We start from the raw sequence: 12,205 nt of genomic DNA on the forward strand, positions 1-12,205 counted from the left end.
GTGGATTCGATGACAACACGATTCGAACGCGACGTCGCCGACAGTTGGCGCGTCTCCTATAAACAAAACGGCTATCCGCACGTCCAACAAGGCTGGGTGTTGCCGCCTGAGCGTAAAGACGAGTTCGACCCGTTCATTTTGATGGCCGAGGACTGGTTCAAACGCGGCACCTTTTCTGACCATCCGCACCGCGGCTTCCAGACGATCACGTACGTGATCGATGGCCGACTCGAACATATCGACAACCATGGCGGTCATTCGATTCTCGATGCCGGGGATGTGCAGTATATGAACGCCGGTTGGGCTGCCCGCCATGCCGAGGAGGCGGTTGCGGACGATTTGATCCACACGTTGCAGTTGTGGCTCAACTTGCCGAAGTCGCTGAAGACGACGACAACGTCTTATCAAAACGTCTACGTCGAAGATGCCCCGGTCGTCCCGGTCGATGGCGGGCACGTCCGCGTCTACTCCGGTGACATCGCCGGTGTGAAAGGGCCGCTAGACAGCCTCGTCCCGATTACGATGAGCGAGATCCAATTGCGTGACGGGGCAACATATGAACACGTCTTGCCGGCGAACCATAACGCCTTCGTCTACGTGCTTGCCGGCTCTGTCGAGATCGGCTCACGCGCGACACCGCTCGAGAAGACGGATGTCGCGACATTGACGTTCGATGAGACGATAGAGGGTGAGAGCGGCCTCTCAATCAAAGCAACGTCCCGGACGAAGCTCCTCGTCTATTCAGGAGTACCGCTCCGTGAAGACTATATCGCCCACGGTCCGTTCGTCATGAACACGGAGGACGAGATCCGCCAAGCGTTCCGCGACTACCACGCCGGTGTCTTCGGACCGCCCGCAGTGAAATAAAATGAGCCACGCGCGATGCGTGGCTCATTGTTTGTCCGGCTTCAATACCGTCTGCTGTGTCGGAATGCGTCCGATTGGCACGGTCCGCTCGAAAAGGACGTATCGTTTCCCGTCCACTTCAAATTTCCGGTCCCCAAGATAGTGCGCGGACTTGCCGTCCTCGTATAACTTCGTCAAAATCGCCGGGACGTATTCATTCAAGTTCGTATAATGCTCATCGAGCGTCATGACGATATTGCCTTTCTCATAACCCATCCACTGGTTCGACATGAAGAACATCAATGAAATTGTTCCGATGACCCCAATCACTAAAATAACCGTTTCCATCAAACCCCTACCTTCGCTGTTTTCTAAACTGCTCGTCATAGCGACAACTTCTAATGATCTCGCAAGTGTTTCGCGACAATTTGACGTTTCGGCTGAAACCCCATTTGGTCGTAAAATCTAGACGCCTCTTTATTCGCGACCCAATAATCTAGCTCGATGGAGGCAAAATCATGAGCATGTGCCCACTGTTCCACATATTCCATCATTTGTCGGCCGAATCCGTTCCGCTTGTGAGTTGGCAAGATGCTGATTTGTCTGACATATAGCGTGCGTATTTGTTGACGAAACGCAGTACCTTTACTCACTATCTCTTCAAACCAAACATATCCGATTGGTTCCTCCTCAAATTTGCCGATGATAAAATGATGTCCGCTTTGCTTCATCGTATCAGCAATCGTGTCACGAATTCGCGAATGATCGTAAGGAGCAAAAAAGCTCGGCATCAGCTGAAGGTGGTGTTCATGAATGGGGCGATTCAACGTCGCAATCAAATCCGCGTCTCTCGTTGGTAGAAATCGCATCATCCCCCATTGCCTCCATATGGAGAGTTGCGGTCTTCCGTCACCCCGTGCGGCTTCTCGTTGCCGCGTAGCTCGTGCCGTTTTGACCCGCCCGGTTTCCCATGAAGACGATGCTGGATTGGACGGGCGAGCATATAGCCGCCGAGCAAGGAGAGCGGGAATGCGATGAACGCCATTCCGAGAAAGACGAGCGCCTGTTTATTCCCTAACTCAAACGTATCGATCAAAAAGCTGATCCCAAAATAAAAGCCGACAAACAACACGCCTACGCACGCATACTCGATGCATTTCCCAAGAAATCGTTTCATCGATTCACTTCCTTTCGTTGTTACTTTCTTATACGTTGAATCGATGCAAAACGTTTCACTTTGTTTGTTCGGCCATATACCAAATCGTGGCGACACGTTCCGTCTCCGACACCCACTCCTGCTTCCCTTGAATGTAGCTCTCGATATCGGTCGGGTGCTGCTCAGCGAGCGTTCGCTTCAAGTCACCATATTCGGCACGCACGTCCGGGAACGCTTTTAAATATTCACGAAACGCCAAATGACGGGTCACACCATCATCGCCCGCCTCGAAAACGTGGACGTGAAACGTCCGCACGTCGTCACCTTTCGCAAAAAAGCGTCGTCTTGGGATGCCGTGTTCACCGAAGCTCCGGTAGCCGAGCGCCTCCATATGCCCAGACAGTTCATCGACTTGCTCAATCGCTCGAACGACGGGCATGATGTCGATGATCGGCTTCGCCTCGAGACCTGGCACCGACGTGCTGCCGATATGATGAATCGCCAGCACCGTCCCTTCAAAAAGCCGGCTCAATCGACCTGCCTCTTCTTCGAATCGAGCTACCCACGTCGGGTCGTACGGTACAACTTCTACTCGTCTCATGATGTCCCTCCTTTTGTGATTTGCCGCGACTTCTTCTTTCATTATCATACCCGTTCTTGCTTCTGTTTACAGCCGGAAGCCGGATGAGATGGTTTGTCGCATCATAAAATGGGAAATGCTATTACTAATGAAATCAGAACTGGAGTGTGAAACTATGTTGACACAAGACCAAATCAAAACGTTCAAAGAACGGTTGTTAAAAGAAAAAGCGAAGACAGAAGGATACATGGAAAACCGGGAAGAAGTGTACGATGAAGGGGAACTGTCACATTACGACAACCATCCGGCCGACTCTGGGGAAGAGTTGTTCCTCCGTGAGCGCGACCAGGCGTTGACCGAACTCGATGAGGAGTTCTTGACCGACGTCGATAAAGCACTCCTCGCCATCGAGAACGGCACGTACGGAAAATGTGAAGTGTGTGGTGAAGAGATTGAGATCGACCGTCTCGAAATCATCCCGGAAACGACGCTTTGTATCGAGCACGCCCGCGAACAAGAAGCGGAAGAACACAAAACCGATCAGGAACGTCCGGTCGAGGAGGACGTCCTCGACCCATCGGAAACGGCACGTCGAAAACAACTCGATGGCAGTGACGATATTAACCAAAGCACGGATGCGTTCAGCCAAGTCGAGGACTTCGGGAGCTCCGATACGATCGCTGACAGCGAAGGAAACCATGATCCGACAAGAGAATGAGGTAAAGCCGCCCCGCGCGGCTTTTTTTGCGTAAAAAAAGACGCAACATTCGTTGCGTCAGTAAGTGGCTTTGACGGCTGAAGCACCGCCAAGTAGTTGTGCGACCTTCATCGGATCAACCGTGTTCCCCGCCGAACTTGGCGAGAACGAGTAGGCGCCTTTGTGCACTTCAAAATGCAAATGCGGACCAGACGAGTTGCCAGTGTTACCGATTTGGCCGATGCCTTCGGCTTGGCGGACCGTCTGTCCTTTTTTCACGTCGATCTTATGCAAGTGCGCATAAACGGTCGTCCATTTCTGACCATCGATGTTGTGCTCAACTTTGACGTGCTTGCCGTATGGACCACGTCCGCTCACTTCAATCACTTTCCCATCGGCGGCCGCGTAGACCGGCGTGCCGACTTTCGCGGCGATATCGATGCCGTTATGGAACGTATAACCGAATTGCCCGCTCGCCGGGCCGAAGCCTTGTGACAACCGACCGTTCGCCGGCATCATGAACTTGTCCGGCGCCATCGCCGCATGTTGCTTTTTCAAGTCGCTCAACTTCGTCGACTGCGCCTTCATCTGTTCAGAGGCGGCCGCGTAAGACGACTGCGTCTTTTCTTTTGCAGCCTCGACCTCTGCTTGCTTAGCTGCCAATTCGTCGAGCTTCTGTTTCGCCGTCGCCTTTTGGTCTAAGATGTCTTGTTGCTTCTTTTCAGATTCGGCCGCCTCGGCTTTCGCACTCGGCAAGACGGTCGACAGTACTTGTTTGAACAACGAGTCCGCTTCCGGCGCGATCGCAGCCTGATACGCCTCAATCTGCTCGGTCACTTCATCAATGTCCGCTTGAACGGCCGCTGCTTCTGTCTCGACTTTTTCAATTTGTTGTTCGGCTTTCGCCACAACTTTTTTTGACTCGGACAGTTGGTTTGTCGTTTGTTCTATTGTTTTTGTCGTCTCGAGGAGTTTTTCCGGGGTGATTTCATTTGCCGACGCCGACTGCGCACCACTAAAGATGAACACACCTGCGCCTGCTGTAAGGATGAATTGTTTCAACATATATATAGTAAACCTCCAAATGGGATCATTCGCTAGCTCAATAAAAAGCTACATGTGCGAATATAGCACCCACATCCGAAAAGTTCAATATATGAAACATTTCATTTGTATGTCGATTTCATCACGATGATTCCTGTCCATCTCATAATGCCCATCAAAATTTCTCCTGTTCAGCCTCGTTTCGTTTTTAATACGATCACGACGATGCTGACCGCGGCGAGGACGGTCAACGTCGGGCCACCGATTAAAAATAGCCGCGCGATGACCGGTGCCAAGTTCGTCGTCAGACCGAGAATCGTCAATAAATTGCCGACAATCAACACGACCATCAACGCCGGTAAAAATCTCGCCATCACGTCTCCCCCTTTCTCACCATCTCGAACTGGGCGACCGTGTCCTTCTCGAATCCGAGCGCTTCGGCCGCCTCGATGAAGGCCGGACGGTCGGACGTGAACGTCAGATGGACAGGGTGCTTACAACCCGCGGCCCGTAACAACCAGACGGAATCTTCGTCGCGACCGAACACATCAAGGAGCACGTTGTCCCGGAACAATAACGACCCTTCACGCCCTTCCTCGGTCACACGAACGAGCGTCGCCTGTTGTTGGGTCGTGCGCACGTCTCGTTGCCAAATCGGATGGTGCACGGCTTTCGGATATTCCCGCTCGAACAGCTCGGTGATCGGGACAACGTCAAGCGTCGCCGCCGTCTCGGTCGGCACGGATTGATAATACACAATCTCACGCACGACGTCATAGCCGAGCCTAGCGTACAGGTCGTACGCCTGCTCGTTTCCTTGAATGACCTCGAGTAGCCGCATCCCTTCTGCTTGCTCATCGAAGCGGCGCATCAACTCTCGGGCGATCCCGAGTCGGCGATAGCCGGGTGCCACGGCCAATCCGCCGCAACGAGTGACCCACCCCGCGTCTAGATGGGCGATCCCGCTCAACATGACACCGACCGGTCTCCCGTCGACGTACGCCACGATCGAGCGAGATGGCTGATTTTGATCTCGGACGAAGAAAATCGCCTCAAATGCGGCCTCGTCCATGTCAAAACGAATCATGTAATCAGAAAAACCGTCCATAAAGGCCCGATACAAATCGGCTACCGGCGGATTCTGTTGATAAGACACCTCTTGTTTCAGCATATCTCTTTTTCTCTCCTTATATCGTTCAGTATAATAAGACAAACGGCTAAAGCAGGAGGAATGACCATGTCCCACGTCACGTTAGAAACGCTTCAAGATGACCATTGGCCCGCCCTTGAGGCGTTCACGTTACCGCTCGAACAAGAAAAATATACGACCCTTCCTCGCGATATCGACTCCCCGCTTCCTGAAGGTGTTCATCCGATCGTCATCGTCGCCGAAGGTCCGGTCGGCTTCTTTCTGTTACACGATACGGAAAGAGTCCAAACTTATACGGAGTCCGCACACGCACTGCTGCTCTCGATCTTTTCCATCAATCACCCTTTCCAAGGAAACGGCTATGCGAAAGCAGCGCTCCGACAATTACCGGCTTACGTTCGCCAGCAGTTTCCGAAGACGCAAGAAGTCGTCTTATCTGTGAACTTGAAAAATGATGCCGCCTTCGCGCTCTATGAGAAAGTCGGTTTCTCAGATACCGGAAGACGCATCACAGGACCGGTCGGAGAACAACGAATCATGTCGCTCGCGCTCTGAACGTTCTTCATTTTCGGAAACACCAGACTAAAAGCCCACCGATCATCAGAACGAGCAAGACGTTCAGCAGTTGCCAAATAAAATCAATCATGACGCTCATCCGCAAACGCCTTGATTCCTGTCATGACGTCGTTCCAATATGACGTCGGATGCGGTACGAGGGAGGCGCATGTCACATTAGACGTCTCTTCGGTCAACACTGACGTCGCCTCCACCGCCTCAACATCCCCGGTGACCAAAGCCGCAAAACGTTCACGGTCGATCGTGACGAGATCAGCGACCTCGGCCGCATCGAGTGTGAACGGTTCACCTGCATACGAATAGACGTATGTATGGGCGAATTCGCGGTCGATAAACGTCTCCGTCTCAATCACGTCTTCAAACACCCCTAAGGCGGTCAATTGGTCAAGCGTCACCTCAAGCCCGATCTCTTCCCGAATTTCTCGCACCCCGTCCCTGACTGTCTCCCCGGCCGCCAAATGGCCGGCCGCAGTAATATCGTACAGTCCCGGAAAGTCTTGCTTCGTGTCACTGCGACGTTGCAAAAAGAGGCGTCCCCCTTCCACGAGCCAACAGTGGAACGTCTCGTGCCAGTCTCCATCGCGATGGACGTCAGCCCGTGGTTTCAGTCCGATTTTCTTTCGCCGTTCGTCGACGACAGTAATGAATTCAATCATGTCCTTCCTCCTATCCCACACCTAGAACAAATCAGGGTCTTCTGAAAGCGTCCGAACTTTGCGGATCTTCCGCACCCGGCCCGTCCAACCGAGCGTCGTGAAGAAGAAGCCGCCCCCGATGACGAGCGACAGGCCGACCAAGCCTGCGACGATGCCGTCAAATCCGTAACGTTCTCCGCTCATGACGAGCAGCCAAGGCGAGAGAAAGAATGTGGTCGCCAACAAGAATAAACCACCCCACATCCGTCGTCGTGGAAATCCAATCGTCCACCATCCGAACGCAACCAATGCCACACCGATCAATCCGACCATCCCGATTAGAATCATCGTCAGCGCCTCCGCTCTCCAAGTTGTCTTCATTACATTCCGCGGACCAATGACAAATTCCTGTCAAAACGGTTCGATAGATTACCTGATTGAGGGTAAATAAGTAGTAGACACCAGTGGACCGGGCTTTCGTAGAGGAGGCGCCTCATGAGAACTCGAATCATCTTTGCCCTCACGTTTATCGGACTTTGTTTGGCGGCCGTGTATTGGATCAGCACGTGGAACGACCATCAGATTGAAGGGACGATCGAACAAATCAACATTCCCCAACTGATGATCACAACGGAAGACACAGGGAGTGAGATGAAGTTGCGGACAGTGCTCATCAATGCAGAGACGAAAGTGACGGGAGATGTGCGTGACGTCCAACAACTTCGCACCGGTCAACGTGTGACCGTCGAACTCGTCCCGGACGGTAATTTGAACGTCGCGGTCTCCATTCATGTGCAATCCGATTGAATCGCACGTTTTTTCATAAAACGAGCATAGTTTTCACGGAACGGTGGAATATGAGAACAGGAAGCTGAAAGGAGCGAATGGTATGATTTCAAATACATTGTTGTCGGGGAAGGTCGCGTTCGTCACTGGCGCGGCATCAGGAATCGGACGGGCGGCGGTCATCCGGTTCGTCCAGGCGGGCGCAAAAGTCGCCATCGTCGACTTGAAACTAGAAGATGCCGAACAACTGGCGCGTTTGATCGGTGAGGAACGCGCCGTCGGGATCAGTGCCGATGTCGCCAATGAAGAAGAGATGAAACGAGCGTACGAACAGACAGTCGAACGGTTCGGCCGCGTCGACATCGTCTTCGCGAACGCCGGAAGGAACGGGACGATCACACCGATCGAGCATCTATCGCTCGAAGACTGGAACGGCGTCGTCGAGACGAATTTGACAGGCACGTTCGTCACCGTGAAACACGCCATCCCTCACTTAAAAGAACAAGGCGGAAGCATCATCATCACATCGTCGATCAACGGAAATCGTTATTTTAAAAACTTTGGGTTCAGCGGCTATGCGACGACGAAAGCCGGACAGACCGGATTCGCGAAAATGGCCGCCGCCGAGCTCGCCCAGTTCGGTATTCGTGTCAATTCGATTTGTCCCGGCGCGATCGATACGAACATCGACGACTCGACGAACCGTGACGACGCCTTGCTAGAAGAGATCGTCATCCCGATCGAGTATCCGGAAGGCAACCAACCGCTCGCCGGAAAATCTGGATCGGCCAAGCAAGTCGCAGACGTCGTCTTGTTCTTCGCCAGCAACATGTCGAGCCACGTCACCGGTTCCGAAGTGTACGTGGACGGTGCCGAATCTTTACTTTAACGCCAACAGGTCGCCCCGCGGGGCGACCTGTTTACTTGAGGATCGGACTTTTCATCACAGCTTTCTGATAAAACGGCTGGAACCCTAACCGTTCCATGTTCCGTCCTGAAGCGGTATCCACTTTCGTCGTGACCGTCACGTACTCGCATCCGGACGCTTTCGCATGGGCGATGCGCTCGAGAATAAGTTGGGTTTGATAGCCTCTCCCTCGATAAGCCGGGATCGTGCTCGTCAAAAACAACTCCCCCATTCCGTCTTGGACGGCGAGAATACCACCAGCGACCGCCTTTTCGCCATCACGGACGAGAAACGCCTTGTTTTCAGGGAGTGCATAAAAGCCTTTCGCCGTGTCGACCGTTTCTTGAAGAACCGAGCCCGCCTCGGCAAAACCGGCCGCGATGGCCCGGGCCCATTCATTCACGTTATCCGCGTCGACTGGCTCGACTTGATGCGGGGCCGGCAGCGTCGTCTCGAACTGCGTGACATCGAGCAACCAGACGTCTAGAAAGTGGTCGAGCGTGTAATTCCGTTCCTGCAGGAGCCGGATGAGTGACATATCGGCGAGCGGACAGACCTCGACATGGAGACGGGATACGTTTTTTCCACGGACCCATTTCTCCATCTGGTGCAAGTCGTAAAAACTCGTGGGACGATTCAATCCGAAGCCGACCGCGAAACTCATATTGCCCATCCGGAAGACGTGTCCTTTGTTTTCGACAATCAACTCCGAACCTTCATAGGGAGGGGTCTGTTTTCGATGCCGAATATAAGCAGACGTCCCTTCCGCTTTGATGCGTTCGATTCGTCTGGCTAATTCTAAGCGTTTCATCTCATTCCCTCCCTCTACTCTCCTCTGAGTTTAGCACACTTCGCTCGTGAACATGTTGTGATTCCGTTACAACGCCTGTTACAGCCGCACCTCGTCCACGACGAACGACGACGAGCCTTCGATCTCTTCGATAAAGTGCGAGCCGAACAACATCGCCGGTGTGAAACTGCCTGGAATGACCGGCTTCGCGCTGATGAGCCGCTTCACGACCTCGAGCGCACCATAAACGGTGAAGGCATACGTGCTCGCCGTCTTGATGCGGACAATGACTTTACGCCCCTCTTCGTTTGTGGCCTCGCCCCAAACGTACGTCGAGGAACGCCCGCGCTTGGACTCATCCGGTCCACTGACGTGTTCATCGACGTAACGCAACAGTTTGCCTTGCACCGCGTCACTGCCGAGGATCGGGCCGAACCACGACAACAGGCGCGCCCCATAAGCATACACGGGCGGCACGGGGACCCACGTCGTGATGTTCGGAACACCTGTCGTGTAGTACGCGGTCGAGACGTCGCCCCACGGAATCGCGATCGCCGTTTTCTTCCCGCGCCCAAAGTCGATCCGTCGTCGTTTCGCCCCGAGTGGGAATGGCGACAGTTTCCCGTCTTTTCGCTCGGCACTGCTCGAACCAAGTCCACGGATCGCCGTTTTCATCGTCCCGCGCGAAATGCCCGCAGCAGCCGAGAACCCGAGAGCCAGGGTCGTCGCATCCGGCATGAGTTCTTTCAGCTTTCGCGCCACACAATCGGTCGGGATGACATCGAACCCGACACCCGAGCACAATAACACGCCGGCTTCTTGCGCGAGTTTGACCCGTTTCTTCGAGTGGATGTATTCGAACACCTCGATTTCCCCGGTAATATCGAGGTAATGCGTTTTCGAGGCGAGGCATGCCTCGACCATCGTCTGACTCGTGTCAGCGAACGGTCCGGCGCAATGTAGCACGAGATCGATATCGGCCAGTTCTTGTTTCGCTTGGTCGAACGACAGACTGAACACACGTGTCTCACACTCGAGCTCTTCCCCGAGCCGTTCAATCGCTTCCGCGCTCCGTCCTGCGAGTACCGGTGCCATCCCTTCCTTCACTGCTTGGCGGGCAATCAGTTCGCCCGTATAGCCGTTCGCCCCATAAATCATCCATTTCATCACGATTCCTCCTTCAACTCTATGAACATGTCCTTTTCTTCTTCCCTATCCTGCCAACTTTCATCCGTCCAGATGATGCACGACATTTTGAATCAGACGACCGACAGGAGCACACCAACATGAGCCCGCATCCGATATGCAGGCTGCGAGCCCTTATGGCCTACCCTTCCAACCCTTTCAACTTTACACGACCCATCCAAAAAGCGCACAAAAAAGCCAGCCTGTTTCAAGGCTGGCCGACTGCTTAGTTGTTCGCAGCTTCTGTTGCTTCTGCCGCTTTCGTGCGGACCGTCTGCATTGCTTCTGTCCATGGGACGAGCTGGTCGAGCATATCGTTCACCGACTGGACTTGGACGTCTTTCGGCGCGAAATGTGTGCCGTTCTCGAAGTCTGTGAAGAGCGAGAGCGCCGGATGGACTCGGACGTGGGCGATCAACAGCTCGCTCAACACACCGCGTAAGTGTTCCGTCGCACGGGCACCGCCGACCGAACCGTACGAGACGATACCGGCCGCTTTGTTGTGCCATTCGTTGCGTAAGTAATCGAGGGCGTTTTTGAGTGCGCCTGTGATCGAGTGGTTGTACTCTTGGACGATGAAGACGAAACCGTCCATCTCCGCGATTTTTTCAGACCATGCCGCGGCACCTGTCGCGTCGCCGCCCGGCTCCCCGAGGAGCGGCAAGCTGTAGTCGGCGATATCGATGATTTCATAGTTTGCGTCACCGCGTTTGTCTGCGAGTTCTTTCACCCATTCTCCGACTTGCGGGCTGACGCGTCCTTCACGAGTCGATCCGAGTACGATTCCAATTTTCAACATAGTAGTTCCTCCTTGTAAGTTGGCTGGTTCTTCTTTTCCAAACAAACGATTCAAAAAGCTCATTTCATGCCCTCATATTCTTTCTCAAACGTTTTTGTACTTCTGACCGTATCGATCGGTCGAACCATCGCTTCGATCTGTTCCCGTTTTGGTTCTAAAAACGGCGGGAGTGACAATTTCTCCCCGACCGTCTCATATGGCTCATCGCCCATGAATCCTGGTCCGTCCGTTGCCCATTCGAATAGGATTTGCGGCGCGACCCGTGCGTAAGACGATTCAAAGAAGAAGCGGTCGACATAGCCTGATGTCGGTAACCCGAACTGCTGAAGTCGTGCCGTCCATTCATCGAGGACGCTGCGGTCATCGACGCGGAAAGCGACGTGGTGCACCGTGCCGAACCCTTGGCGCGCGACTGGTGACGTCTCGTCATGGATGACGATGACTTGCGCCCCGTTTCCACCCTCACCTCCTTCAAAGAGATGCGCGTCGCCTTCTTGCCCGATTTCTTCGAACAACATGACTTGCTCCATCACTTGTTTGAAATACGTAAAGTCCGCGATCCGGATGAAAATCGGTCCGAGTCCTGTGATGGCGTACTCGAGCGGGACCGGTCCGTTTTGCCACGGCTCACCCGACGCGACACCTGTGTTGAACTCGTCCGAGATGAGTTGGTACGCCTGCTCGTCAAAATCGACGAACGAGAGCGTCTTCTTGCCGAACTGTTCCTTGATACCTTCATGTTTCACATCGAGACGGTCGAAGCGGCGTACCCAGTACGTGAGCGCCTCATCGGTCGGGACGCGAAACGACGTCTTGGCGATCTCGTTCGTCCCGTGCACGCCTTTCGGGATACCCGGAAAGTCGAAGAACGTCATGTCCGTCCCGGCGCTGCCTTTGTCATCGGCGAAAAATAAGTGATACGTCTGAATATCGTCTTGGTTGACCGTCTTTTTAACGAGACGCATCCCAAGGACGTTCGTAAAGAAGTCGTAGTTTTTCTCGGCACTGCTCGTGATGGCGGTGACGTGGTGAATTCCTTTTACATGGTTCATTC

18 protein-coding genes are annotated in these 12,205 nt (G+C 53.6%); 5 read left to right on the forward strand and 13 right to left on the reverse strand.

All coding sequences use genetic code 11. The features are described 5' to 3' along the window. Positions 1–9: 9 nt before the first annotated feature. Positions 10–867, forward strand: coding sequence for a pirin family protein (locus L971_RS07000; protein WP_047375158.1), 858 nt, complete (start codon positions 10–12; stop codon positions 865–867). A 24-nt stretch (positions 868–891) separates the two neighbouring features. Here the strand turns inward: L971_RS07000 and L971_RS07005 are convergent, their stop codons facing one another. Genes L971_RS07005 through L971_RS07020 form a run of 4 tightly spaced genes read right to left on the reverse strand, consistent with a single transcriptional unit; the run spans position 892 to position 2,603 of the window. Next, positions 892–1,194, reverse strand: a complete 303-nt coding sequence (locus L971_RS07005) for a hypothetical protein (RefSeq protein ID WP_047375160.1) — start codon at positions 1,192–1,194, stop codon at positions 892–894. A 50-nt stretch (positions 1,195–1,244) separates the two neighbouring features. Continuing rightward, positions 1,245–1,718 carry a GNAT family N-acetyltransferase gene (locus tag L971_RS07010; protein ID WP_047375162.1) on the reverse strand — a complete coding sequence of 158 codons (474 nt, stop codon included), beginning with the start codon at positions 1,716–1,718 and terminating at the stop codon, positions 1,245–1,247. Beyond that, positions 1,715–2,023 (reverse strand): hypothetical protein, encoded by a 309-nt coding sequence (locus L971_RS07015; RefSeq protein ID WP_029334083.1) that lies wholly within the window; start codon positions 2,021–2,023, stop codon positions 1,715–1,717. The genes L971_RS07010 and L971_RS07015 overlap by 4 nt, the downstream gene beginning before the upstream one ends. 55 nt (positions 2,024–2,078) lie before the next feature. Then, positions 2,079–2,603, reverse strand: coding sequence for a GrpB family protein (locus L971_RS07020; protein ID WP_024369736.1), 525 nt, complete (start codon positions 2,601–2,603; stop codon positions 2,079–2,081). 154 nt (positions 2,604–2,757) lie between these two features. Here L971_RS07020 and L971_RS07025 point away from each other — a divergent pair, with 154 nt between their 5' ends. After that, positions 2,758–3,300, forward strand: coding sequence for a TraR/DksA C4-type zinc finger protein (locus tag L971_RS07025; RefSeq protein WP_024369735.1), 543 nt, complete (start codon positions 2,758–2,760; stop codon positions 3,298–3,300). A 57-nt stretch (positions 3,301–3,357) separates the two neighbouring features. Here L971_RS07025 and L971_RS07030 read toward each other — a convergent pair whose 3' ends face one another. The 3 genes from L971_RS07030 to L971_RS07040 form a co-directional block, all read right to left on the reverse strand. Next, positions 3,358–4,344, reverse strand: coding sequence for a M23 family metallopeptidase (locus L971_RS07030; protein ID WP_047375165.1), 987 nt, complete (start codon positions 4,342–4,344; stop codon positions 3,358–3,360). A 170-nt stretch (positions 4,345–4,514) separates the two neighbouring features. Continuing rightward, positions 4,515–4,697, reverse strand: coding sequence for a hypothetical protein (locus L971_RS07035; RefSeq protein ID WP_024372416.1), 183 nt, complete (start codon positions 4,695–4,697; stop codon positions 4,515–4,517). Further along, positions 4,697–5,494 carry a GNAT family N-acetyltransferase gene (locus tag L971_RS07040; RefSeq protein WP_231557575.1) on the reverse strand — a complete coding sequence of 266 codons (798 nt, stop codon included), beginning with the start codon at positions 5,492–5,494 and terminating at the stop codon, positions 4,697–4,699. Before L971_RS07040 ends, L971_RS07035 begins: the two co-directional genes overlap by 1 nt. Before the next feature lie 66 nt (positions 5,495–5,560). Here L971_RS07040 and L971_RS07045 point away from each other — a divergent pair, with 66 nt between their 5' ends. Beyond that, complete coding sequence (locus L971_RS07045; RefSeq protein WP_047375167.1) at positions 5,561–6,028, forward strand: GNAT family N-acetyltransferase; 468 nt, start codon at positions 5,561–5,563, stop codon at positions 6,026–6,028. 83 nt (positions 6,029–6,111) lie between these two features. On the opposite strand, the gene L971_RS07050 is transcribed toward L971_RS07045, so the two are convergent. Further along, positions 6,112–6,705, reverse strand: a complete 594-nt coding sequence (locus L971_RS07050; protein WP_047375169.1) for an NUDIX domain-containing protein — start codon at positions 6,703–6,705, stop codon at positions 6,112–6,114. Positions 6,706–6,726: 21 nt separating this feature from the next. Then, complete coding sequence (locus L971_RS07055; RefSeq protein ID WP_047375171.1) at positions 6,727–7,032, reverse strand: hypothetical protein; 306 nt, start codon at positions 7,030–7,032, stop codon at positions 6,727–6,729. 147 nt (positions 7,033–7,179) lie between these two features. On the opposite strand from L971_RS07055, the gene L971_RS07060 reads away from it, so the two are divergent. Together L971_RS07060 and L971_RS07065 are read left to right on the forward strand one after the other, a co-directional pair. Further along, positions 7,180–7,491, forward strand: coding sequence for a hypothetical protein (locus tag L971_RS07060; RefSeq protein WP_047375173.1), 312 nt, complete (start codon positions 7,180–7,182; stop codon positions 7,489–7,491). Between the two features lie 82 nt (positions 7,492–7,573). Continuing rightward, complete coding sequence (locus L971_RS07065; protein WP_047375174.1) at positions 7,574–8,359, forward strand: SDR family NAD(P)-dependent oxidoreductase; 786 nt, start codon at positions 7,574–7,576, stop codon at positions 8,357–8,359. Between the two features lie 31 nt (positions 8,360–8,390). On the opposite strand, the gene L971_RS07070 is transcribed toward L971_RS07065, so the two are convergent. From L971_RS07070 to L971_RS07085, 4 genes are all read right to left on the reverse strand, one after another. Then, positions 8,391–9,188, reverse strand: coding sequence for a GNAT family N-acetyltransferase (locus L971_RS07070; protein ID WP_047375175.1), 798 nt, complete (start codon positions 9,186–9,188; stop codon positions 8,391–8,393). 78 nt (positions 9,189–9,266) lie between these two features. Continuing rightward, complete coding sequence (locus L971_RS07075) at positions 9,267–10,334, reverse strand: trans-acting enoyl reductase family protein (RefSeq protein WP_047375177.1); 1,068 nt, start codon at positions 10,332–10,334, stop codon at positions 9,267–9,269. A gap of 244 nt (positions 10,335–10,578) precedes the next feature. Beyond that, positions 10,579–11,214: an NADPH-dependent FMN reductase gene (locus tag L971_RS07080; RefSeq protein ID WP_024372425.1), complete on the reverse strand. Its 636-nt coding sequence runs from the start codon at positions 11,212–11,214 to the stop codon at positions 10,579–10,581. After that, positions 11,211–12,203: a ring-cleaving dioxygenase gene (locus L971_RS07085; protein WP_047375180.1), complete on the reverse strand. Its 993-nt coding sequence runs from the start codon at positions 12,201–12,203 to the stop codon at positions 11,211–11,213. The genes L971_RS07080 and L971_RS07085 overlap by 4 nt, the downstream gene beginning before the upstream one ends. Positions 12,204–12,205 lie beyond the last annotated feature (2 nt).

It is taken from the genome of Exiguobacterium sp. ZOR0005, from assembly GCF_000798975.1.
Taxonomy (GTDB): domain Bacteria; phylum Bacillota; class Bacilli; order Exiguobacteriales; family Exiguobacteriaceae; genus Exiguobacterium; species Exiguobacterium aurantiacum.

What these genes read in the sequence shown, in the direction of transcription:
- L971_RS07000 (WP_047375158.1), top strand. Translation starts at nt 10, where the DNA reads ATGACAACACGATTCGAACGCGACGTCGCCGACAGTTGGCGCGTCTCC.
- L971_RS07005 (WP_047375160.1), bottom strand. Translation starts at nt 1,194, where the DNA reads ATGGAAACGGTTATTTTAGTGATTGGGGTCATCGGAACAATTTCATTG.
- L971_RS07010 (WP_047375162.1), bottom strand. Translation starts at nt 1,718, where the DNA reads ATGATGCGATTTCTACCAACGAGAGACGCGGATTTGATTGCGACGTTG.
- L971_RS07015 (WP_029334083.1), bottom strand. Translation starts at nt 2,023, where the DNA reads ATGAAACGATTTCTTGGGAAATGCATCGAGTATGCGTGCGTAGGCGTG.
- L971_RS07020 (WP_024369736.1), bottom strand. Translation starts at nt 2,603, where the DNA reads ATGAGACGAGTAGAAGTTGTACCGTACGACCCGACGTGGGTAGCTCGA.
- L971_RS07025 (WP_024369735.1), top strand. Translation starts at nt 2,758, where the DNA reads ATGTTGACACAAGACCAAATCAAAACGTTCAAAGAACGGTTGTTAAAA.
- L971_RS07030 (WP_047375165.1), bottom strand. Translation starts at nt 4,344, where the DNA reads ATGTTGAAACAATTCATCCTTACAGCAGGCGCAGGTGTGTTCATCTTT.
- L971_RS07035 (WP_024372416.1), bottom strand. Translation starts at nt 4,697, where the DNA reads ATGGCGAGATTTTTACCGGCGTTGATGGTCGTGTTGATTGTCGGCAAT.
- L971_RS07040 (WP_231557575.1), bottom strand. Translation starts at nt 5,494, where the DNA reads ATGCTGAAACAAGAGGTGTCTTATCAACAGAATCCGCCGGTAGCCGAT.
- L971_RS07045 (WP_047375167.1), top strand. Translation starts at nt 5,561, where the DNA reads ATGTCCCACGTCACGTTAGAAACGCTTCAAGATGACCATTGGCCCGCC.
- L971_RS07050 (WP_047375169.1), bottom strand. Translation starts at nt 6,705, where the DNA reads ATGATTGAATTCATTACTGTCGTCGACGAACGGCGAAAGAAAATCGGA.
- L971_RS07055 (WP_047375171.1), bottom strand. Translation starts at nt 7,032, where the DNA reads ATGATTCTAATCGGGATGGTCGGATTGATCGGTGTGGCATTGGTTGCG.
- L971_RS07060 (WP_047375173.1), top strand. Translation starts at nt 7,180, where the DNA reads ATGAGAACTCGAATCATCTTTGCCCTCACGTTTATCGGACTTTGTTTG.
- L971_RS07065 (WP_047375174.1), top strand. Translation starts at nt 7,574, where the DNA reads ATGATTTCAAATACATTGTTGTCGGGGAAGGTCGCGTTCGTCACTGGC.
- L971_RS07070 (WP_047375175.1), bottom strand. Translation starts at nt 9,188, where the DNA reads ATGAAACGCTTAGAATTAGCCAGACGAATCGAACGCATCAAAGCGGAA.
- L971_RS07075 (WP_047375177.1), bottom strand. Translation starts at nt 10,334, where the DNA reads ATGAAATGGATGATTTATGGGGCGAACGGCTATACGGGCGAACTGATT.
- L971_RS07080 (WP_024372425.1), bottom strand. Translation starts at nt 11,214, where the DNA reads ATGAGCTTTTTGAATCGTTTGTTTGGAAAAGAAGAACCAGCCAACTTA.
- L971_RS07085 (WP_047375180.1), bottom strand. Translation starts at nt 12,203, where the DNA reads ATGAACCATGTAAAAGGAATTCACCACGTCACCGCCATCACGAGCAGT.